Genomic DNA, 21,693 nt, shown 5'->3' on the forward strand with positions numbered 1-21,693 from the left:
TTGCGTTTGGCAACGGGGTGAGCCAGAGCGACGGCGTTATGGTCGAACCCCGCCGCCTACCCATGCAGGAGCGCAGCATGCGCCGCCGCGAGGCGATCCTCGTCGCGGCGCAGGACCTGCTCGTCACCGAGAACCCCGAGGACCTCGCGATGCGCGAAGTCGCGCGCCGCGCCGAGATCTCGATCGGCTCGCTCTATCAATATTTTCCGTCGAAGCCGGCGATCCTGCGCGCGCTGGTGCTGCGCAACCTCGACAAGGTCGGCGCGCTGCTGCGGACCGAGGTGCATGCGCTGCTCGAGGATCATGGCGGCCGTCCGACGATCGCACAGGCGGTCGACCGGATCATCGACGCGTATGTCAGCCATTATCGCAGCCATCCCGAAGCGATCGCGGTGTGGGCCGGCGCACAAGCCGATCTCGAACTGCGCCGCCTCGACGTGATCGACACGCGCGCGACCGCCGACTTCATGGTCGCACCGATGATGATCCTGTTGTCGTCGTCCGACCGCGACAAAATCCTGTCGGCGGCGTTGCTCATCACCGAGCTCGCCGGCCATGCGATACGGCTGGCGATCGCGCTCGAACCGCCGCTGACCGACCGGATCGTCGCGCAATTCAAGACGATGGTGATCGCTGTCCTCGAAGCCAATCGCGAGCTGAACTAGGACTGCAAACGACCAGTTTGCCGCAGATGGCGCGTGCGGGATCAAGGTTGGTCGCGCCGCCCTGCGAGAGGCGCCGCGTGAAATGGCGATGTCGTCGAGCAGGCGAAGTCGGGCCGGTCGTTTGCGCTCCTGTCTCGGACAGCGCAAAGCCCGCCAACCGCGGTACACCGGCGCCCGCGCACCGCCTGCATCATTCTTCATGATCGTGTCACCATAGTTTCATCTTGCACCACTCCGACTGCCGTCTATGAGACGATGTATCGTAACGCGAAAGCCTGAGAGCTTTACGTTTCTGCATGAGATTGGAACAATGGTGGTCAGGGCAGTGTCTAACGTCACGCGGTATTCGGAGCGAACGCGCTCGTCACGCCGGAGCCGCGTCGCGCGTGTCGCGCTCTGCGCGATGGCCTGTTCGGGGACGCCGGCGTTTGCGCAGGACGCGGGGCAGCGGCGTGATCCAACGGTGGACGACATCGTCGTGCTCGGCCAGCGTCGCCTCGATCGCACCAGTGGATCCGACATCGTGACCGAACGGATGTCGCAGGCCAGCATCGCGCTCGATCGCAGTATTCTGGACGACTACGGCGTACGCCGCCTGGCCGATGCGCTGGAGCTGGTCAGCGGTATCTCGCAGCAGAACAATCTCGGCGGCCTGCGCGACAATTACGCGATCCGCGGTTTCCTCGGCACGCCGGACACGGGGGCCGAGTATTTCGTCGACGGCTTCCTCGCCAATCGTGGCTTCGGGCCGCCGCGGGACCCCGCCAACGTCGAACGGATCGAGGTGCTCAAGGGGCCGGTGGGTGCGGTGTTCGGATCGGTCGATCCGGCGGGTGTGATCAACGTGGTCACCAAGAAGCCGCGATTTCGTAACGGCGGCGATGTGACGGCGAGCGGGGGCTCGTTCGGCACCTATCGGCTCGAAGGCGATGTCGAATCGGCGCTGTCCTCGACGTTCGCGATCCGCCTGGTCGGCGCGATCGAGAACAGCGACGGCTTTCGCGACCATGTCGATCTCAGGCGGCGCCTGTTCGCACCATCGGTAAGCTGGCGGCCGATGGACGGCACCACGCTGACGTACCAGGGCGAATATATTCAGTTCCGCGCGCCGTTCGACCGCGGCATCCCGGCGATCAACGGAAATAGCGAGGCAGTCCCGCGCGATCGCTTTCTCGGAGAACCCGGCGACGGGCGCGTATCCTCCAGCAACTGGCGACACGAACTGACGCTGGAGCAAAGCCTGGGCGGGAGCTGGACCTTCGTCGGCGGCACGGCCTATCGCGACGCCCGCATCCGGGGCTTCTCCAGCGAAGCGTCGACGCTGCTGGCGGATGGAACGGTTCGTCGTCAACGCCGCCTCCGCGACTGGAACCTGACCGACTGGTCGGGGCGGGCGGAAATCCGTGGCACCGTCACGGCCTTCGGCACGCATCGACCGAGCATGGGCGTGACACTCTACGATCTCGACTTCGACACCTTCCAGACGCGGTTCCGGCCGACCGCTTCCCAACCTTATCCGATCGACGTCTTCGACCCGGTCTACGGGGGCGTCGCCGGGCCGCTGACGCCGTTCACCGCGACCAACGAACGCCGGAAAGCCGTCGCCGTCTACGGCCAGGATATGTGGGACCTGACCGACTCGCTCAGCGTGGTCGGGGGCCTGCGCTACGAGCACCTCGACCAGCGCATCGACAATCGACTGTCCAGGCAGCTGAGCCGTCTGGAGCGTGATCCGATCGAGTTTCGCGCCGGCATTCGCTACCGTCCCGACCCCCGGTTCGCCTTCCACGCGAACTGGGGCGAGGGCTCGCGCGCTAATTCGAGCGTCGGACGACTGGGCAACGCGTTCGCGCCCGAAACCGGCCGTGGCTACGAAGTCGGCGCCAAGCTCGTCCTGGCATCGCTTCGGGTTGGGGCCAGCTGGTTCGATGTCTCCAAGCGCAACATCCTCGCGACCGATCCGGCCGACGTGAACTTCCTCGCGACGGTCGGACGGATCAGGTCGCGCGGCGTCGAACTCGATGGCGAAGTCGATCTGGCGCCACGCGTGCGGCTGATCGGCAACTATGCCTTCACGGACGCTGCGGCCCGCGATCCCGCATTCCCCAGCGCCGACGTGCTCAACGTGCCGCGTCACGCCGGCACGCTGCAATTGTTCGCGACGGTTCCTCTCGCGGCCCGCGACCTCGCTCTGAGTGCGGGCGGGACCTATGTCGGCGCGCGTGCCGCGGCGCTCGATGGCGGCAACCTGCGACTGCCGAGCTATGTGAAGGCCAAGGCCAGCATCGCGTATCCGCTGACCAAAAGGCTGACCGCTCGCGTCGAGGTCGACAACATCCTCGACCAGACGTACGCGCAGAGCAGTTACAGTGCGCTGTGGATTTCTCCCGGCGCGCCTCGATCGGTCTTGTTCTCGCTGGCGGCACGGCTTTGATGGCTGGCCAGGGGAATCGCTCAAGAACAGCAGCCGCGCTTGGCTGACGATCTCGCTGCACGGTTGACGATCGGTCCCCCGTCGCGCGGCGGCGGTCAGGTTTGCCGATCCACGCCTGCTGTCCGAATGCAGGGTTCTCATCCATGCTTTGAGGAGGTCGTGAGGGAACGACTCAGCCGATCGCATTAGCGACGGTTTTTAGAGAGGAGTCATCTCGCAGGTCCGACGAACGCGGCGAGTTGCTGCCCGGACAGCCAGGCGGCTTCGATCCGCGGACCGAGCAGCCAGTCGCCGCAGGCGCCCAGCCGGATCTCCGCGTTCCAGAACGCACCGCGCGCCGACGTCCCGGTCTTCGCATACCGCCAGCGGTGGACGCTGGTCGCGATGATGGTAGGTGACCCGGCGCCGATGTGATCCGCGAACGCCGTGAGAAGCGCCCGCGCGATCGTGTCCGGCTCGTCTTCGAGGTGCGCACGCGACCAGCCGGCATTGGCCTGCAGCACCCAGGCCTCCGGTCCGGTCCGTCCCGGCTTGGCCGAGTTGCGGACGGCGGATCCGATGATCCCGATATCCGCAAATCGATCGCAAACGGTCGGCACCGGACCATCGAACGCTGCCATGACGGTCCAGCACGGATCGGAAACCGCGGCGCGGGCCGCATCGGCCAACGTACCGTCATAGTCCGCGATCAGGGGGGCGACCTGCTCCGCCGGCACCGCGACGATCACCGCGTCGAACCGTTCGTCGCCGATCCGCCATCCACCGTCATGGCAAAGACCGGCGATGGCGGTGTTCCAACGAACGTCGCACTCGGCCGCCATGGCGCGGATCGGCGCGTTCATCGCGGGTGTCCCGACCCATGCATCGAGCCCTGCGGGCGACCAGCGCGCGACGTGGCCGTCCTGCGCCCAGCGGTCGACCTGCGCCACGAACGCGGGATCGCGCGCCGTCAGATATTGCGCGCCGTGATCGAACGTCGCCTCGCCCAGCAGTGTATCGACACGGCGCGTCGACATCCTGCCACCCGGCCCGCGGCCCTTGTCGAACAGGATCGGGTCATGACCCTGACTGCGTAGCGCGTGTGCGCAGGACAAGCCTGCCATTCCCGCACCGATGATTCCGATCCGCATGATACCCCCGTGCCGGCATGCAGCAACCGAACGTGCCGCTGACCGGACACCCTCAAACGCGACGCATGTCGATTGGAGCCGGACGGGTGCAGATTTTCGGTGATGTCCCAGGCCACCGGCCGAACAATGGTGCCTTAGCCCTGAACCTCTAGCCTTAACATCGCCGCGACCGAAGATGATCTGGTTCCGCACGACAGGATCGAACAGGCGGAGAGACGGCAGGCTGCCACCGCTCACCGCATCGAGCGTGGCACTTGGGCGTAGGTGAAGGCTAACTGCTGCGACATTGTTGGTCACCTGTCGGGCCGGCTTACGCCCGCACCGCTACCTGCTCCGACGATTAGCGTCGCGAACCCATCGCGGATTACGAGAAGCTTTATCCATCACCCGCAGCGTACTGCGCCTACCTAGCAGGAGGCGTATTTGGCCGACACCGTCTGGGAAATGCCACCACGAGACACGCTCGTTTCATCCACCAGTCATTGCTTGAAAATGCGACGATGGTGACCCCTACGGGAATCGAACCCGTGCTTCAGCCGTGAAAGGGCCGCGTCCTAACCGCTAGACGAAGGGGCCTGCGTGGTTGGAGGCGCCTAAAAGGAAGCCGCCGATGCGTCAACCCCTCAATCGGCCCAGGCGGCGTCTTCGACGTGTAATTCCGCCGACGGTCGGGAGGACCAGTCGTCGATCTTCGCGCGACCGGCGAGCCAGAGCTTGCGGTGGGGGGCGGCGCCGAGCAGCGCCTGACCAAGTGCGCTCTCGGCCGAGCGGAAGGCCATTGCCTTGATGCTGCGGCCGTCGTCGCCCGCGACGATCGTGCGGACGTGGCCGTTGCCGACGATATCCGCCTTGATGACGCGGACCGGGCCCATCGCGACGCGCGGTGCTGGCCAGCCCATGCCGTAGGGGCCGCCGGCTTCCATCGATTCGACTAGTCCGGGGTTGACGCCGCCGGCTGCCAGCACTGCGTCCAGCAGGAGCGCGCGGTCACCGTTCGAGCGTTCGACAGCGGCGGCGAGGCGCTCTTCGAGGAAGTCGGTGAAGGCGGGGATCGCCGCCTCGCTGATCGTCAGCCCGGCGGCCATCGCATGGCCTCCGCCCGCCACGAGCAGGCCGTGTTCGCGGGCTGCCATCACAGCCGCACCGAGGTCGACGCCGGGGATCGAGCGGCCCGAGCCCTTGCCGATGCCGTTCTCGTCGATCGCGATGACGATCGCGGGGCGGCCTAGCTTCTCCTTCAGGCGACCGGCGACGATGCCGATCACGCCGGGGTGCCAGCCATGGCCGGCGACTACGGCGACCGCGCGGTCTCGGCTGGAGAGGAGGTCGGCGGCTTCCTGCACGGCGGTTTCGATCGCGCGACGTTCTTCGTTGAGGCGGTCGAGTTCGGTGGCGATCTGGCGGGCTTCGTCGGGGTCTTGGGTGGTGAGCAGGCGGACGCCGAGGTCTGCGCGACCGACGCGGCCGCCGGCGTTGATGCGCGGTCCCAGCGCGAAGCCGAGGTCGGTGCAGGTCGGGTTGCGGGTCAGGCGAGACGCCTCGATCAGCGCGGCGACGCCGATGTTCTTGCGTGCGCCCATCACCTTGAGGCCCTGCGACACGAACGCGCGGTTGAGGCCGCGGAGTTGCGCGACGTCGGCGACGGTGCCGAGCGCGACGATGTCTAGCAGCTCGATCAGCTTGGGCTCGGTGCGGTCCTTGAAGAAGCCGCGGGCGCGGAGTGCGCGGACGAGCGCGGCGGCGGCGAGGAAGCACATGCCGACTGCGGCGAGATGGCCGTGCGCGGCGCCTTCGGTCTCGTCGAGGCGGTTGGGGTTTACCAGCGCGAGCGCGTGCGGGAGCGCGGTCGAGCATTTGTGGTGGTCGATGACGATGACGTCGACCTTCGCGTCGCGGGCGGCGTCGAGCGCATCGAACGCCTGCGCGCCGCAGTCGACCGTGACGATCAGCGTGGCGCCTTCGCCAGCGAGGCGGACGAGCGCTTCGCCCGATGGGCCATAGCCTTCGAGCAGGCGGTCGGGGATGTAGGGGCGGGCTTCGATGCCGAGATCGCGCAGGACGAGGACCATCAACGCGGCGGAGGTGGCGCCGTCGACGTCGTAGTCGCCGAAGATCGCGACCTGTTCGCTGGCTTGCACGGCGTCGGCGAGGCGTTCGGCGGCGCGGTCCATGTCGCGGAAGATCGACGGGTCGGGCATGAACGCGCGGATCGACGGCGTGCGGTGCGCGTCGAGCGCGTCGCGCGGGCAGCCTCGGGCGAGGAGGAGTTGGGTGACGAGGTCGTCGCCAGAACCGCCGACGCCAAAGCCGTCCCGTCCGTCCGCGGCGAGTGCGCGCCAGCGCCAGGGTTGGCCGAGGATGGAAGAGGTTACGCCGAGAACTGTCATGCCTCGGACGTAGTGGCTCTGGGGGGATTGTCGAGCGGGGAGGGGTCTTGTGGTTAGAGCGATATCGCAACCGCGTGCACCACGTGCGTCTTGTTCTCCCGCGAAGGCGGGAGCCCAGTCTGGGTCCCCGCCTTCGCGGGGAAACAGTTTTGCGCGGACTGGCGGAAGGTAAACTCTCCCCCCCCCCCGTTCGTGTTGAGTAGCGACCGAGTAGCTTCGTAGAAGCGTATCGAGGGTGCGTATCGAAGCATGGGTCCCGTGCGCCAACCTGTCCTTCGATACGCCGTCTCGATACGCCGCCTTCGGCGACTACTCGACGGCTACTCAGGACGAACGGGGGGAGGCGACGGGATTTGGAGAGGGGACTTCGCTACGGTGGAAGGGGGCCGAGCCATCTGGCAGTCGTCTGGCCCCTTCACTTGATCCAGGGACGCTCGCGAAACCACTTTGTCACGATATACTTCACGCCCTCGACCACCGGCATGCCCTCGTGCAGCGTCAGCCCGTTCGGCGTCCCATCCGGGTTCATGTTGTTCCACGCGAGCAGCATGCCGCGCTTCGGCGCGATCTTCACGCCGGCCTGCGGGAACCAGGTCGCGCCGCCCTCGGGGACGTCGTTGAGGAACACCATCGCGGTCCAGGTGCGTTGGCCGCCCTGCTCCTGCATCTTCGCCCAATAGCTTTCGGACTCGTGGAAATAATCATGGTGCGCGCGGAATTGCTGGCCGGGGGCATAGCGCTGGCCCTGCATCGTCTCGCCGTGGAGCAGGTCGATCCCGAGCAAGGTCGCGATCGCCTCGTCGGTCGGCTGCACGTCCGGCGACCAGCGATCCATGTCGCAGCTCTCGCTGGTCCGGAAATTGCTGTTCGGGCGATCGGAGAGCAGCGTCGACGGGCGCCGCTTGGAATCGATCACCGCGATCAGCTGCTTGCAGGTCGCGGGATCTAGGAACTTGTCCTGATAATAGAACTGTACGGTGTCCATCGCGATGCGCTGCACCGCGGGATTGGCGTCGAGGCGCGCGGCGACCTGCGATCCGAAGGCTTGGCGGAGTGCCGCGGCCGGATCGACCTTCTTGGCTTTTGAAAAGATACCCACGCCGCAGGATTTGGCGAACTTGCCCCGAAAGGCAAGAGGTGTAAACGCAAGAGCCCCGCGGCGATCCAGACCACCGCGGGGCTCTCCCCTGTTACTGCGTGAAGGCAGGCTGGAGCCTACCAGAAGATGTCGTACACCGTGTCGACCACGCGGCCGCTGTCGAGATCGACCAGCAACGCGTCGTTGTAATAGCGCACCCAGCGATACGCGCCGTACGCTTCGGGCAGGCGGTAGGTGTACGGGTCCTGGATCCAGTAGGACTGGTTGTAGAGAATCCGGTTCAGCGAGAAGCCGACGTTGAAGCGACGGTAACCCGATCCCCAGCCGCTCGGCGCATAATAGCGCGGGAGGCGGTAGGCGCCGCGGTTCGACGCGCGGTAGTTGCTCCAGGCGTAGCGGTTGTCGTTGCGCCAGCCACGGTTCCACGGGCCGCCCTGGTTGTACCGACCTTGGTTGTAGCCGCCGCGGCCATAGCCTTGAATATTGCCGTAAGCGCGGTTGGGCTGGCGGTTCAGATAGCCGTCGCGGCCGCCGTTGCGCCAGTCGCCTCGGTTGTCATTGCGCCCGTCGTTACGCCAATCTCCGTGTCCGCCGTTGCGATCGAACTGGCCGCGATCCGCTTGCTGGTTGCCGCGATCGAAACCGGGGCGTCCCTGGTCGTGGTTCCAGTCGGGGCGGTTTTGGCCGGCCTGCGGGTCGGGACGGATTTGGCCGTTCCAGCCCTGACCGTTGCCACGCTGGCCGTTCCAAGCCTGTCGGTCGCCACGCTGTCCGCCGCGCTGCCCGTTCCAATCGGGACGGCCTTGACCATCTGGGCGGTCGCCGCGGACTTGCGGCTGCGTTCCGAGATCGGCGCGTTGCGGGCGCGGGCCTTGATCGGGCGCGGCGGGGCGATCGGGGCGCTGTTGCTGGAAGGGTTGCCCGTCTGGGCGCGGGCCGCGATCGCCGCGGTCGGGGCGCTGGCCACGATCCGGGCGTTGTCCGCGGTCGCCCCGATCACCGCGATCCTGGTCGACCTGCTGTGCGGTGGCGGTCGTCGCCATCGTTATTGCCGGCACCAACGCGGAGGCCGCCATCAAGAGTTTGAAAAACCTGCCCGTCATCGCGGATGTCCTCGACTGCCGGCGCACGAGCCGACTCCTATGATGGGTCGTGTATAGGCACCGCGGCGTGTGGAGAGGCTGAATGGGTTCGTCAGCTATTAGACAGGTTTAGTCGGGATCAGTTGTTACTCACCCGAAAGTATCCACCCCGGCGAAGGCCGGGGCCCAACTGGGGGCGGCAAGTAACGAAGTGCGCGCTCCATCACCTTGGACGTTCCAATTGGGCCCTGGCCTTCGCCTGGGTGGTGGAAGCCGCCGACGTGTTCATCGTAAACCTTGTTCTCCCGCGTTCGCGGGAGAACAAGGTTTGGTTCCGAGCGGACGCGCTACCGCGCTGGCGGCGGCACCAACGCCGGCACCAATCGCGCGGAGTCCGCGGGATCGATCCCCGGTCGCGGCCCTGCGGGAATAACCTCTTCCCCCCGCGTCGCACGCCCGGCACGCTGGATCGCCTCGACCACGCGCGGATACACCCCGCACCGACACAGGTTGGTGATCTGCTCGCGGATCAGCGCTTCGCTCGGGTCGGCATTGCGCTTCAGCAACGCCGCCGCCGCCATGATCATCCCCGGAATGCAGAACCCGCATTGCGACACCGACTCCGCGATAAAAGCCAGCTGCACCGGGTGGTTACGCTCACGCGACAGCCCCTCGATCGTCGTGACATACGCACCCTCGATCGACCCGATCGGGACGCGACAGCTCCGCACGGCGCGCCCATCGATATCGACCGTGCACGCGCCGCAATGCCCCGTGCCGCAGCCATATTTCGTCCCCGTCAGGTTCGACGCATCGCGCAGCGCCCAGAGCAGCGGCGTAGCATTGTCGAGCTTGTATTCGATCGGCTCGTTGTTGACGGTGAAGCGGCTCATGCCGCCGTCCTAGCCCGCCGCGACGGATCGCACCACGCGGCATTGCCACGCGTCGCCACCCCGGCTTATGTCGCACGCAAATACCGCGAGAGGGCGCAACACAGATGCACGTCGATACCAAATCCACACCAGCGGCCGGAGGCGATGCCAGCCACGGTTACGACGCGCCCGACCTGCGCGTGTTCGTGTTCGCGCTGTTCTTCATCTTCGGCGGCATCACCTCGCTGAACGACATCATCATCCCCAAGATGAAGGAACTCTTCACGCTCGACCATGCGACCGCGATGCTGGTCCAGTCGGCGTTCTTCCTCGCCTATGCGCTGTTCTCGATCCCCGCCGCGGCGATTGTGCGCAAGGCTGGCTATATGCGCACCGCGTCGATCGGCCTTGTGACGATGACCGCAGGCTGCCTGTTGTTCATCCCCGCCGCAGGGCAGGCGAGCTTCGGCATGTTCCTGTTCGCGCTGTTCGTGCTCGGCGCAGGGATTACGGTCGTGCAGGTCGTCGCCAACCCGCTGATCTCGGCGCTCGGCCATCCCAAGTCCGCATCGAGCCGGCTGACGTTCGCGCAGGCATTCAACTCGCTCGGCACCACGATCTTCCCGTATGTCGGCTCCGCGCTGATTCTCGGCGGACTGGCGACGGTCGACTCTTCGAAGCTCACCGGCGCCGCGCTCGACGCGTACCGGACGGAGTCGTCGCGGACCGTCGTGCACACCTATATCGGCCTCGCGATCGCGCTGCTGATCGTCGCCGCGGTCGTGTGGACTCGCCGCAACCGGCTCAATGAAGAGCAGGACCAGACCGGCAGCATCTTCCACGCCTTCACGCTGTTGAAGCGCCCGCGCTTCGCGATGGGGACGGCGTGCATCTTCCTGTACGTCGGCGCCGAAGTCGCGGTCGGCTCGCTGATCGTCAATTACCTGATGCAGCCGAGCGTGATGGGCCTGAGCGACGTCGCGGCGGGCAAGCACGTGCCGTTCTACTGGGGCGGCGCGCTGGTCGGCCGGTTCATCGGCGCGTACGTGCTGAACAAGGTGTCGCCGGGCAAAGTCCTCGCGGGCGTCGCGACGGGCACGCTGGCGCTGATCCTGATCTCGGCGAACACCGAGGGCGCATTGTCGGGCTGGGCGTTGCTCGCAATCGGTCTGATGAACGCGGTGATGTTCCCGACGATCTTCTCGCTGGCGTCGGAAGGTCTCGGCAAGCGCGCGGCGGAAGGCTCGGGCGTGATCGCTACGGCGATCGTCGGCGGCGCGATCGTCCCGTATCTGACGGGCATGCTCGCGGACAAGTCGGGCAGCCTGCACTTCGCGCTGCTGCTCCCCGCGATCTGCTACGCGCTGATCCTGGCGTATGGGTTGTATGCCCGGAAGCCAGTGGCGGAGGTCGCGGCCTAACCCCATCCGTCATCCTGGGCTCGACCCAGGATCCAGAGCCAAGAACGCTAGCGCACGTGGCTCTGGATCCTGACTTTCGTCAGGATGACGGTGGTTTTGGCAGCATTGGCGCCGCCCGCCCGGTCGCGAGATCGGCATCGGAAAACCGGATCGGCGTACGCAGCCCCGGAACCAGAGACCCATCAGGCCGCGCGACGTCTATCGCCATCCCCCGCGCGACGACCTGCGGATCCTCGAAAGCCTGCGCAACGGTATTGATCGGCCCGGCCGGCACCCCGACCGCCCCCAGCTGCGCCAGCAACTCGAGCTTAGGCACCAGAGACGTCGCCGCCTCGATCCCCGCGAACAACACATCCTTGAACGCCAACCGCCCGGCATTGGTCGCGAACCGCGGATCGTCGCGCATATCCGGCAAGCCCATCGCGTCGCAGAACCGCCGGAACTGCCCGTCATTCCCGACAGCCAGGATGAACCACCCATCGGCACACGGAAACACCGCATACGGACACACGTTCATATGCGCATTCCCGACCCGCGTCGGCGACACGCCGCTCGCGAACCAGTTCATCGCCTGGTTGGCGAGCACCCCGGTCATCGTATCGAGCAGCGCCATGTCGATCTGCTGACCCCGGCCGGTGCGCTCGCGCATCGCCAGCGCCGCCTGGATCGCGATCACCGCATACAGCCCGGTCATGATGTCGGCGAACGCGACCCCGATCTTCTGCGGCGCGCCATCGGGCTCGCCGGTCAGGTCCATGATCCCGCTCATGCCCTGCACGATGAAGTCGTAGCCTGCGCGCGGGGCGTAGGGCCCGTCCTGGCCGAAGCCGGTGATCGAGCAATAGATCAGCCGCGGGTTGATCGCGGCGAGCGAAGTGTAGTCGAGCTCGTATTTGACCAGCCCACCGACCTTGAAGTTCTCGATCACGACGTCGGCATCGGCGATCAGGTCGCGGACGACAGCCTGTCCTTCAGGCGTGGTAAAATCAGCCACGACCGACCGCTTGCCCCGATTGGCGGCGTGGAAATACGCTGCATCACGCGTGCCGTCGGGGTTATCAATAAATGGCGGCCCCCAAGTGCGGGTGTCATCCCCGGCGGGGCTCTCGATCTTGACGACGTCGGCACCGAGATCTGCGAGGACTTGCCCCGCCCACGGGCCTGCGAGGATACGCGCGAGTTCGACGACCTTGAGACCGGCGAGAGGGGAGGGCTTACGCTCCTTCATCGTAGCACCACCCCGGCGAAGGCCGGGGCCCAATTGGAAAGTTCGTAGTAACAACGCGCAGCGTCAGCCAAGGCGCGTTCCCCAATTGGGCCCCGGCCTTCGCCGGGGTGGTAGGACGTAGGGGTTGAACTCAAAACGCAGCGATACCCGTGATCGCGCGCCCGAGGATCAACGCGTGCACATCATGCGCACCCTCGTACGTGTTCACCGTCTCCAGGTTCATCAGGTGACGCATCACCTGATACTCCCCCGAAATCCCGTTGCCGCCATGCATGTCCCGGCTCATCCGCGCGATATCGAGCGCCTTGCCGACGTTGTTGCGCTTCACGATCGAGACCATCTCCGGCGCGAACCGGCCCTCGTCCATCAACCGCCCGACGCGCAACGACGCCTGCAACCCGAGCGCGATCTCGGTCTCCATATCCGCCAGCTTCTTCTGGAACAGCTGTCGCCCCGCCAGCGGCGTCCCGAACTGGTTCCGGTCCAGCCCGTACTGCCGCGCCGCATGGAAACAGAATTCCGCTGCGCCCAACGCACCCCACGAGATCCCGTAACGCGCACGATTGAGACAGCCGAACGGCCCCTTCAATCCCTGCACGTCGGGGAGCAGCGCATCGTCGCCGACCTCGACCTCATCCATCATCACCATGCCGGTGATCGACGCGCGGAGCGACAGCTTGCCCTCGATCTTGGGCGTCTCCAGCCCTTTCATCCCGCGCTCGAGGATGAAGCCGCGGATACCGCCACCATGCTCGTCGGACTTCGCCCAGATCACGAACACGTCCGCGATCGGCGAGTTCGAAATCCACGTCTTCGCCCCCGAGATCACATAGCCGTTGGCCGTCTTCTTCGCGCGCGTCGTCATCCCGCCGGGATCCGACCCCGCATCGGGCTCGGTCAGCCCGAAGCAGCCGATCCATTCGCCGGTCGCGAGCTTGGGCAGATACTTGCGCTTCTGCTCCTCGGACCCGAACGCGTTGATCGGGTACATCACCAGGCTCGACTGCACCGACATCATCGAGCGATAGCCTGAGTCGATCCGCTCCACCTCGCGCGCGACCAGCCCGTACGCGACATAGGACGCGCCGACGCCACCATATTCCTCGGGGATGGTCGGCCCGAGCAACCCCAGCGCGCCCATCTCGCGGAAAATCGCGGGATCGGTATGCTCGTGCTGGAACGCATCGATGATCCGCGGCGCGAGCTTGTCGTCGGCATAGGCCTTCGCGCTGTCTCGGATCATCCGCTCGTCCTCGCTCAACTGATCGTCGAGCAGGAACGGATCCGCCCAGTCGAACTTGCCCATCCCGGCCATATAAATCTCCTTCGTTGACCGCCGACTTCGTGGTTCGGCCAGCGAAAGTCCACCCCTGACGAGACGTTTACGCGTCGATCAGCGTCAGGACCGCGATCGTCACATGCTCGCGGTCACCGATCGACTCGATGCGGTCGACCACCAGATCGGCGACGATATGCCCGCGCATCGCGAACTCCGCTTCGGGCAGTCCGTCGATCCAGTCTCGAAGACCGGGTACGGGCATTGCCGCGATCGTCAGCCGGTGCAGCGTGCCGACGAACGTCGCGCTCGCCCAGGGCATGCACGCGATCAACTCGACGTGCATCGTCAGGCTTGCCGCCGCTGCATGGCCGCGAAGCGCGCGGATCAGCAGCGTGCCCGCATCGGGGCCACGGATCGCGTCCATCCTCACGATCCGTTCCGCGCGATGAACGACTCGATCCGCGCCACCATCGGTTCGCGCGCCTGACGACCGCGGCGCAGGTCGTGCACCAGCCGCGGATCGCCGACCGCCAGCCGTCCGAACTTGGTCATCGGCATGCCCGTCTGCCGCAGATATCGATCGATCTTCATCAGAATCGTCACCGTCGTTCCTCCCGAGTCCCTTGCTTCGTTCTTGATCTGTTCCGTCAAATCCTACTTGTCTAGGAAATTTCCTGCGCTAGGGTCGCGTGATGTCGAAAACCGCATCCGATCCCGATCCGAGAGCCGCGCTGGCAACGCTGGCGGCGGCGCGGGGCGACAGTCTGGCGGCGCTGTCGGCGATGCTCGGGCGCAACGCGGCGTATCTCCAGCAATATGTCCGTCGTGGATCGCCGCGCATCCTGGGTGAACGAGACCGGCGATTGTTGTCCGCCTATCTGGGGGTGAGCGAGACCGTGCTCGGCGCGCTACCCGATCGCGGGACGGGTTTTCGCATCCGCAAGCTCGACATCGCCGCGTCGGCAGGGCCGGGCGCGCAGGTCGACGGCGAGATCGTGCTCGGCACCGATACGCTAGACCCCGGCCTCGCGCGGAAACTCGGGCTACGGGACGGGCAGGCGGCGATCATCCGCGTGCGCGGCAGTTCGATGGAGCCGGGGCTGTTCGACGGCGATCACATCGTGGTCGACACCGCCGACCGGACGCCGCGCGCGAAAGGCGGGTTGTACGTCATCCGGATCGACGACGCGGTGATGGTGAAGCGCGTCGCGCTGGCCGGCGGGGCGCTGGTGGCGACGAGCGACAACCCGGCGGCGGGACCGGTCCCGCCGGGGCGGATCGTCGTGATCGGCCGCGTGGTGTGGCAGATGCGCGAGCCGCGTTAGGAGTGGCTACTGCCCTTTCCGTTCGTGCTAAGTAGCGGCCGAGTAGCTCCGTCAGGAGCGTATCGAGGGCGCGTATCGAAGCATCGGTTCCGTGCGCCACCCTGTCCTTCGATACGCCGTCTCGATACGCCGCCTGCGGCGACTGCTCGACGGCTACTTAGGACGAACGGAAGAGGGGGCGGACGAGCGAAACGGGCCCCCTACCGCCGGTCCCGCAACCACACCAGCACCGCCGCCAGCACGCCCACCCCGGTCCCGATCAGGAACCCCGGAGTCGCCTGCCCGATGGCAAAGCCGACACCCGCGCCGCCCAGCATGCCGAGCGCCACGAGGAACCCGCCCGCGGCGCTGGGGTCCTTGTGGGGAGGGAGGGTGTCGCGGGAAGTGGGGTCGGCCATCGCCCCGTCCTGCCACGCACCGCGCCGGGATGCCAGCCGCGCGCGTTCGCGCACCCGCCGGACGACCTGCGTCAGGACGCCCCGCACCAGCGCAATCCCCACCCGGACGAAACGTGGCGGAAATGCGGCGTTAGATACTGTTCCGCAACGACAAGCCCGGCTAGGAGCCTGACATGGTGTTCCGCGTCGGGCGAGCCGGGCCGGCCGCCGCCTTTTTCGTTCTGACGACAGCGGGGGCGGTTTCCGGTGCCGGCGTATCGGCCGCGCGTGCGCAAACCGCACCAGCACCCGCGCCTGCACAGATACCGGCCCCGCCGACCGCGGACACGCCGATGTCGCTCGACCCCAATTCGCCGCTCGCCGCGCTGCCCGATATCGGCGTCGCGTGGCCCGATCTCGCGAACTCGCCGATCGACCCGGCCGCCACGGTCGCCGCGGTCGATGCCAATACCGAAAGCCGCTACGCCTGGCGGATCGACGGTATCGACGGGATCGACGACACGCTGCTCCGCCAACGGTTCGCGGCACTTTCGACGCTCGACGCGAACGATCACCAGGCCGCCAACGCCGCGCAGCTCGATCGCCGCGCGCGCGAAGATGCCGACCTGCTCAACAGCCTGCTCCGTGCCGAGGGCTATTACGACGCCAACGTCGTCACGCGGGTCGAGCCGGGCACCAAGCCGATGGTCGTGCTGTCGGCCACCCCAGGCACGCTCTACAAGTTCAAGGACGTGACGATCGACGGCATCGCCGCGGCCGGCGACAAGGCGCCGGGGCTGACGACCGCATTCGGCGTAAAGCCCGACGACCCCGTCAATTCGGATGCGATCGTCGCGGGCCAGGCCAAGCTGACGACGCAGATCGGTCGCGAGGGGTTTCCGTTCGCCAAAATCGGCGATCCCGCGATCGTCGTCGATCACGCCACGCGCACCGCGACGCTCGACCTGTCGGTGCAACCCGGCGGCGCGCGCAAATTCGGCACGATCCGCGCGCTGCCCGGCAACCGCGTGTTCGGCGCGGATCATGTCGCCGAGATCGCGCGCTTCTCGCCCGGCGACCTGTACGACGCGGCCAAGCTCGACGATCTGCGCCGCGCGTTGATCCAGACCAGCCTCGTCTCCGCGGTCGACCTCAAGCCGGTGCAAGGGGCAACGCCCGATACCGTCGACGTCGCGGTGAAGCTCGACCCGGCACCGCCGCGCACCGTCGCGGGCGAGCTCGGCTACGGCACGGGTGAAGGCGCGCGCGCGGAACTCAGCTGGACGCACCGCAACCTGTTCCCGCCCGAAGGCGCGCTGACGGTGCGCGGCGTACTGGGCACGCAGGAACAGCTCGGTTCCGTCGTCTTCCGACGCAACAATTTCGAGGGCCGCGACCGGGTGCTGACGTTCCAGGCGTCGGGCGTGCACACCAACCGCGACGCGTACGACGCGAAGACCTTCACGCTCGCGGGCAGTCTCGAGCGCCAGACCAACATCTTCTTCCAGAAGACCTGGACCTGGTCGGTCGGTGCCGAACTGCTCGCGTCGGACGAGCGCGACGTGATCGTCTCGACCGGCGCACCGCGGCGACGCACCTTCTTCATCGGCGCGTTGCCGACGACGCTCAATTACGACGGTTCGGACGATCTGTTGAACCCGACCAAGGGGTTCCGGCTCGGCGCGCGGCTCAGCCCCGAGGTGTCGTTGCAGAACTCGGTGTTCGGCTATGCGCGCACGCAGTTCGACGGCAGCGTGTACCAGCCGTTCGGCGACCGCGTAGTGCTCGCGGCCCGCACCCGGCTCGGGACGATCGTCGGCGCGCCGCGTGACGAAGTCGCACCGTCGCGGCGTTTCTATGCGGGCGGCGGCGCGTCGGTGCGCGGCTATGGCTATCAGTCGATCGGGCCGCGCGATCCCAACAACGACCCGATCGGCGGCCGCAGCCTGACCGAATTCTCGATCGAGGCGCGGGTGAAGGCGTTCGGCAATTTCGGCATCGTGCCGTTCCTCGACGCGGGCAACATCTACACCTCGCCATTGCCCAAGTTCACCGGGCTGCAATACGGTACCGGGATCGGCGTGCGCTATTATTCGAACTTCGGCCCGATCCGCCTCGACGTCGGCACGCCGATCAACCCGCAACCGGGCGACAGCCGCGTCGCGGTGTACGTCTCGCTGGGACAGGCGTTTTGAGCGAGGCGGCAGCTCTTCCGAAGCGCCGGATCGCGTGGTGGCGCTGGATTGCCAGCGCGGTCATGGCGCTGCTGGTGATCGTCGGCACGGCGTTGCTGATCGTCGACACCGGCATCGGCCACCGCTTCGTCGCAGACCGGATTGCCGCGATCAGGACTGCCAACGGGCTGCGTTTCACGGTCGGGCGGATCGAGGGATCGCTGTACGGCGATACGCGGCTGATCGACCTGCGCGTGTACGATCTGGAAGGGTTGGTCTTCCAGGCGCCCAATGTCGAACTCGACTGGTCGCCGTTCGACTGGTTCTCCAACCGGCTGGAGATCCAGCGGCTGATCGTCGATCGCGCGATCCTGACGCACACGCCGCGTACCAGACCGTCAAGGACGCGTGGTCCGATCCTGCCCGATTTCGATATTCATATCGGCAAGCTGTCAGTCGGGCGGCTGACCTTGGCAAAGCGCGTGCTGGGAACGCAGCGGATCGGGACGCTCGAAGGCCGCGCGGACATTCGCTCCGGCCGGGCGCTGGTCGATCTCAGGGCGCGCGTTGCCGGCAGCGACGACCTGAAGCTCCGGATCGATGCCGAGCCCGCGCGCGACCGCTTCGACCTCGACGTCGCCGCGAAGGGGGCCGCGGGCGGTGTGCTCGCGCGGATGGTCAAGGCGAAGGGCCCGGTCGCGCTCGCAGTGACCGGCGACGGTAGTTGGGCGAAGTGGAACGGCCGCGCCAACGGCATCGTCGGCACGACGCGCGTCGTCGATCTCGCGCTCGCGCAGGTCGCCGGGCGCTACACGCTGTCGGGCACGCTCGCGCCGTCGTCGCTGCTCAAGGGGCGGCTGCAACGGCTCACGGCACCGCGCATCCTCGTCAACGGCAGCGCCGGGTTCGCCAACCGACGCCTCGACGGTCAACTCTCGCTCCGCACGCCCGCGCTCGCGGTCGACACGACCGGCGTCATCGATCTCGCCGCCAACGCCTACCGCGACGTCCGGATCAAGGCGCGGCTGCTCCGACCGCCCGCATTGTTCGACAACATGACCGGCAACATGGTCGAGCTTCGCGCGATCCTCGACGGCCCGTTCGCGACCGCGGCGTTCGACTACCGCCTCGACGCCAGCCGGTTCGCGTTCGACCAGACCGGGTTCGAGAATGCGCACGCCGCCGGCAAGGGCCGCCTCTCCGCGGCGCCGGTCACCGTGCCGATCCGTTTCACCGCGGCGCGCGTCACCGGCGTCGGCACCGTCGCGGGCGGGATCCTGCGCAACCTGTCGGTCGACGGCCTGCTCCGCGTGACGCCGACGCTGCTGACCGGCGATGCGCTCAAGCTCCGGTCGGACAAGCTCACCGGCAGCATCAATCTTGCGGTCGACCTGCGCAACGGCCAGTTCGAGGTCGGCATCAACGGCGGGCTCGGTCGTTATCTGATTTCCGGTCTCGGCATCGTCGACGTGAAGTCTACCTTGCGCGTCGTCCCCGGCCCGAACCGCCACGGCACGCGCGTGATCGGCCAGGGCAGCGCGCAGATGGTGCGGCTCGACAACGCGTTCTTCCGCAGCCTCGCAGGCGGGTTGCCGCGGATCACCACCAACCTCGAACGCACCACCGACGGCATTCTCCACTTCACCAACCTGGTGCTGACCGCGCCGCAGATCCGGCTGACCGGCAACGGCTATCGTCGGCGCGACGGGACCTTCCATTTCGAGGGGAGCGGGCGCCAGCAGACCTATGGCCCGGTTCAGCTCGTGCTCGACGGCCAGATCGACAAGCCGACGCTCGACCTCGTCTTCGCCAGCCCCAATGCGACGCTCGGCCTGACGAACGTCCGCGCGCATCTCGATCCGACGCCGCAGGGGTTCGCGTTCACCGCAGCCGGCGGATCGCGGCTCGGGCCGTTCACGACCAGTGGCGCGATCCTGTTGCCGCCGGGGGCCGGCGCGACGATCGCGATCGCGGCGCTGAACGTCGCGGGGACGCGCGCGAGCGGGAATATCGCGGTGGTAGACGGCGGCTTCGACGGGCGGCTCGCGGTCGCCGGTGGCGGGATCTCGGGCGATCTGTTGTTCCGTCCGGTCGGCACCATCCAGCGGATCGAAGGCCATCTCTCTGCCAAGGCCGCGACGCTCGACACCGTCGCGCTGCGTGCGGGCAAGCTCGATTTCGTCACGCTGCTCGATCCGGCAGGCACCTCGATCGAGGCGACCGCGACCGGCCTTGGCCTCCGTCACGGCGCGCTCAGCCTCGCCCGGTTCAACGGCGCGGCGTCGCTCAGAGGCGGCGTCGGGACGATCAAGGCGTCGATCGCCGGCTCGCGCGGCCGCGCGTTCGATATCCAGAGCGTGACGCAGGTCACCGCGACCAGCTACGCGATCTCCGCGCAGGGCACGCTCGATGGCCGCCCGCTGAAACTGCTCACCCCTGCGGTGCTGACGCAGGCGGAGGACGGCTGGCACCTCGCACCGACCAAACTCAGCTTCGGCGGCGGCGAGGCGCAGGTCGGTGGCCATTTTACCGGCACCAGCACGGCGGTCGACGCCAGCCTGGCGCGGATGCCGCTCGCGCTGCTCGATATCGGCTATCCCGGGCTCGGGCTCAGCGGTTCCGCGTCGGGCCGCTTCAACATCGCCACCGCGAACGGCGCCGCGCCGACCGGCAAGGCCGATCTCACGATCCGCGGGCTCAGCCGCGCCGGCCTAGTCCTGTCGTCGCGCCCGATCGACGTCGGCGTCGCAGCGGTGCTCTCGCCCGACAAGCTCGGTCTGCGCGCGGTGATCGCGTCTGCCGGCAAGACCATCGGCCGCGCTCAGGCCCAACTTGCGCCGCTGGGGCAGGGGGACTTGGCATCCCGGATCAGTAACGCCCGCCTGTTCGGGCAGCTTCGATACAGCGGCCCGGCCGATACGCTCTGGCGGCTCACCGGGGTCGAGTTGTTCGACCTGTCGGGCCCTGTCGCGATCGGTGCGGATGTTGTCGGGACGCTCGCCAACCCGACGCTGCGCGGTATCGTCCAGGCGAACGGTGCGCGGATCGAGAGCGCCACCACCGGCACCGTCCTCACCAACGTCCAGGCGACTGGGCGCTTCGGCGGCTCGCGGCTTGTGATCGACCGGTTCGGCGCGGACGCGGGCAAGGGCGGCCGCGTCATCGGCACCGGCCAGTTCGAATTCGCTGCCGCCGCGGGAGTGGGGCTCGACCTCAAATTGCAGGCCGACAAGGCGGTGATGATCAACCGCGACGACATCGGTGCAACCGTCTCCGGGCCGCTGACGTTCAAGTCGAACGGCTCGGGCGGCACGATCGCGGGCGATGTCGTGCTCGACAAGAGCCGCTACCGCCTCGGCCAGGCCACCGCTGCCAGCGCCGTTCCCCAACTCAACATCCGCGAAATCAACCTGCCCGACGGCGGCGAGGAAGTCGCGACCCCGACCAAGCCTTGGACGCTCGCGATCAAGGCCCGCGCGCCTAACCAGGTGATGGTCAGCGGTCTGGGCCTCACCAGCGAATGGTCCGCCAACCTCCAGATCGCCGGCCAGCCCGAGAACCCGGCGATCACTGGCCGCGCGACGCTGATCCGCGGCGACTACGAGTTCGCGGGGCGGCAGTTCGAGTTGGCGCGCGGCGTGATCCGCTTCGACGGGCAGGTGCCGGCCAACCCCGCGCTCGATATCGAGGCGAATGCGGATTCGACCGGGCTCAGCGCGTCGATTCGGGTGACTGGATACGCGCTGAAGCCCGAGATCGGCTTTACCAGCACGCCCGCGCTTCCCGAGGACGAGCTGCTCTCGCGGCTTTTGTTCGGCACCTCGATCACCAACCTGTCCGCGCCCGAAGCGTTGCAGTTGGCAGCGGCAGTCGCGGCGTTGCAGGGCGGCGGCAGTGACTTGAACCCGATCAACGCGGTTCGTCGCGCCGCCGGACTCGATCGTCTCCGCATCCTCCCCGCCGATCCACAGACCGGGCAGGGCACCTCGATCGCGGCGGGCAAATACGTCACGCGGCGCCTGTACGCAGAGATCGTCACCGACGGTCAGGGCTATTCCGCCACGCAGGTCGAGTTCCAGGTCACCCGCTGGCTTTCGCTGCTGTCGAGCATCTCCACGCTCGGCCGGCAGAGCGCCAACGTCCGCGTGTCGAAGGATTATTGAGGACATGGCCCCATTGCCGTTCGGGCTGAGCGAAGTCGAAGCCGCTTCCGATACGCA

General features: G+C 67.2%; 16 protein-coding genes and 1 tRNA gene. 6 read left to right on the forward strand and 11 right to left on the reverse strand.

All coding sequences use genetic code 11. The annotated features are described in order from the left end of the window. Positions 1-77 precede the first annotated feature (77 nt). Both ASG20_RS17295 and ASG20_RS17300 read left to right on the forward strand, forming a co-directional pair. Entirely contained in the window at positions 78-665 is a 588-nt protein-coding gene (locus ASG20_RS17295; RefSeq protein WP_162237259.1) for a TetR/AcrR family transcriptional regulator, read from the forward strand. A gap of 310 nt (positions 666-975) precedes the next feature. Beyond that, the gene (locus ASG20_RS17300) at positions 976-3,099 is read left to right on the forward strand and encodes a TonB-dependent receptor (RefSeq protein ID WP_082471039.1); all 2,124 of its coding nucleotides are present in this window, start codon (positions 976-978) and stop codon (positions 3,097-3,099) included. Positions 3,100-3,308: 209 nt separating this feature from the next. Here ASG20_RS17300 and ASG20_RS17305 read toward each other — a convergent pair whose 3' ends face one another. The 6 genes from ASG20_RS17305 to ASG20_RS17330 form a co-directional block, all read right to left on the reverse strand. Next, positions 3,309-4,229: an NAD(P)/FAD-dependent oxidoreductase gene (locus ASG20_RS17305; RefSeq protein ID WP_056055756.1), complete on the reverse strand. Its 921-nt coding sequence runs from the start codon at positions 4,227-4,229 to the stop codon at positions 3,309-3,311. Positions 4,230-4,730: 501 nt separating this feature from the next. Then, positions 4,731-4,805 (reverse strand) — tRNA-Glu (locus ASG20_RS17310). A 47-nt stretch (positions 4,806-4,852) separates the two neighbouring features. Beyond that, positions 4,853-6,616: a single-stranded-DNA-specific exonuclease RecJ gene (recJ, locus tag ASG20_RS17315; RefSeq protein ID WP_056055758.1), complete on the reverse strand. Its 1,764-nt coding sequence runs from the start codon at positions 6,614-6,616 to the stop codon at positions 4,853-4,855. A 415-nt stretch (positions 6,617-7,031) separates the two neighbouring features. Beyond that, the gene (locus ASG20_RS17320; RefSeq protein WP_056055761.1) at positions 7,032-7,715 is read right to left on the reverse strand and encodes a prolyl hydroxylase family protein; all 684 of its coding nucleotides are present in this window, start codon (positions 7,713-7,715) and stop codon (positions 7,032-7,034) included. A gap of 116 nt (positions 7,716-7,831) precedes the next feature. Beyond that, positions 7,832-8,818, reverse strand: coding sequence for an RcnB family protein (locus tag ASG20_RS17325; protein ID WP_082471040.1), 987 nt, complete (start codon positions 8,816-8,818; stop codon positions 7,832-7,834). Positions 8,819-9,144: 326 nt separating this feature from the next. Then, positions 9,145-9,690, reverse strand: a complete 546-nt coding sequence (locus ASG20_RS17330; protein WP_056055765.1) for a (2Fe-2S)-binding protein — start codon at positions 9,688-9,690, stop codon at positions 9,145-9,147. A 104-nt stretch (positions 9,691-9,794) separates the two neighbouring features. Between ASG20_RS17330 and ASG20_RS17335 the strand changes: the two genes are divergently transcribed. After that, positions 9,795-11,090 (forward strand): sugar MFS transporter, encoded by a 1,296-nt coding sequence (locus ASG20_RS17335; RefSeq protein ID WP_056055768.1) that lies wholly within the window; start codon positions 9,795-9,797, stop codon positions 11,088-11,090. Between the two features lie 79 nt (positions 11,091-11,169). Here ASG20_RS17335 and ASG20_RS17340 read toward each other — a convergent pair whose 3' ends face one another. From ASG20_RS17340 to ASG20_RS19730, 4 genes are all read right to left on the reverse strand, one after another. Then, a complete protein-coding gene (locus ASG20_RS17340) occupies positions 11,170-12,318 on the reverse strand; it encodes a CaiB/BaiF CoA transferase family protein (protein ID WP_056055770.1) in 1,149 nt (382 codons plus the stop codon). Positions 12,319-12,448: 130 nt separating this feature from the next. Then, positions 12,449-13,633, reverse strand: a complete 1,185-nt coding sequence (locus tag ASG20_RS17345; RefSeq protein WP_056055772.1) for an acyl-CoA dehydrogenase — start codon at positions 13,631-13,633, stop codon at positions 12,449-12,451. A 67-nt stretch (positions 13,634-13,700) separates the two neighbouring features. Further along, the gene (locus ASG20_RS17350; RefSeq protein WP_056055774.1) at positions 13,701-14,021 is read right to left on the reverse strand and encodes a hypothetical protein; all 321 of its coding nucleotides are present in this window, start codon (positions 14,019-14,021) and stop codon (positions 13,701-13,703) included. Between the two features lie 2 nt (positions 14,022-14,023). Continuing rightward, a complete protein-coding gene (locus tag ASG20_RS19730; protein ID WP_165899516.1) occupies positions 14,024-14,200 on the reverse strand; it encodes a hypothetical protein in 177 nt (58 codons plus the stop codon). 89 nt (positions 14,201-14,289) lie between these two features. On the opposite strand from ASG20_RS19730, the gene ASG20_RS17360 reads away from it, so the two are divergent. Then, positions 14,290-14,922, forward strand: coding sequence for a S24 family peptidase (locus ASG20_RS17360; RefSeq protein WP_056055778.1), 633 nt, complete (start codon positions 14,290-14,292; stop codon positions 14,920-14,922). A 200-nt stretch (positions 14,923-15,122) separates the two neighbouring features. Here the strand turns inward: ASG20_RS17360 and ASG20_RS17365 are convergent, their stop codons facing one another. Continuing rightward, positions 15,123-15,320, reverse strand: a complete 198-nt coding sequence (locus ASG20_RS17365) for a hypothetical protein (RefSeq protein ID WP_082444461.1) — start codon at positions 15,318-15,320, stop codon at positions 15,123-15,125. 173 nt (positions 15,321-15,493) lie between these two features. Between ASG20_RS17365 and ASG20_RS17370 the strand changes: the two genes are divergently transcribed. Both ASG20_RS17370 and ASG20_RS17375 read left to right on the forward strand, forming a co-directional pair. After that, a complete protein-coding gene (locus ASG20_RS17370) occupies positions 15,494-17,494 on the forward strand; it encodes an autotransporter assembly complex protein TamA (protein WP_056055783.1) in 2,001 nt (666 codons plus the stop codon). 62 nt (positions 17,495-17,556) lie between these two features. Next, entirely contained in the window at positions 17,557-21,636 is a 4,080-nt protein-coding gene (locus tag ASG20_RS17375; protein ID WP_056056070.1) for a translocation/assembly module TamB domain-containing protein, read from the forward strand. Positions 21,637-21,693 lie beyond the last annotated feature (57 nt).

The organism is Sphingomonas sp. Leaf198 (assembly GCF_001424005.1).
GTDB lineage: Bacteria > Pseudomonadota > Alphaproteobacteria > Sphingomonadales > Sphingomonadaceae > Sphingomonas.

Excerpts from the sequence above, each read along its gene's own strand:
- ASG20_RS17295 (WP_162237259.1), top strand. The coding sequence starts at position 78 with ATGCGCCGCCGCGAGGCGATCCTCGTCGCGGCGCAGGACCTGCTCGTC.
- ASG20_RS17300 (WP_082471039.1), top strand. The coding sequence starts at position 976 with ATGGTGGTCAGGGCAGTGTCTAACGTCACGCGGTATTCGGAGCGAACG.
- ASG20_RS17305 (WP_056055756.1), bottom strand. The coding sequence starts at position 4,229 with ATGCGGATCGGAATCATCGGTGCGGGAATGGCAGGCTTGTCCTGCGCA.
- recJ (WP_056055758.1), bottom strand. The coding sequence starts at position 6,616 with ATGACAGTTCTCGGCGTAACCTCTTCCATCCTCGGCCAACCCTGGCGC.
- ASG20_RS17325 (WP_082471040.1), bottom strand. The coding sequence starts at position 8,818 with ATGACGGGCAGGTTTTTCAAACTCTTGATGGCGGCCTCCGCGTTGGTG.
- ASG20_RS17330 (WP_056055765.1), bottom strand. The coding sequence starts at position 9,690 with ATGAGCCGCTTCACCGTCAACAACGAGCCGATCGAATACAAGCTCGAC.
- ASG20_RS17335 (WP_056055768.1), top strand. The coding sequence starts at position 9,795 with ATGCACGTCGATACCAAATCCACACCAGCGGCCGGAGGCGATGCCAGC.
- ASG20_RS17340 (WP_056055770.1), bottom strand. The coding sequence starts at position 12,318 with ATGAAGGAGCGTAAGCCCTCCCCTCTCGCCGGTCTCAAGGTCGTCGAA.
- ASG20_RS17345 (WP_056055772.1), bottom strand. The coding sequence starts at position 13,633 with ATGGCCGGGATGGGCAAGTTCGACTGGGCGGATCCGTTCCTGCTCGAC.
- ASG20_RS17350 (WP_056055774.1), bottom strand. The coding sequence starts at position 14,021 with ATGGACGCGATCCGTGGCCCCGATGCGGGCACGCTGCTGATCCGCGCG.
- ASG20_RS17360 (WP_056055778.1), top strand. The coding sequence starts at position 14,290 with ATGTCGAAAACCGCATCCGATCCCGATCCGAGAGCCGCGCTGGCAACG.
- ASG20_RS17365 (WP_082444461.1), bottom strand. The coding sequence starts at position 15,320 with ATGGCCGACCCCACTTCCCGCGACACCCTCCCTCCCCACAAGGACCCC.
- ASG20_RS17370 (WP_056055783.1), top strand. The coding sequence starts at position 15,494 with ATGGTGTTCCGCGTCGGGCGAGCCGGGCCGGCCGCCGCCTTTTTCGTT.
- ASG20_RS17375 (WP_056056070.1), top strand. The coding sequence starts at position 17,557 with ATGGCGCTGCTGGTGATCGTCGGCACGGCGTTGCTGATCGTCGACACC.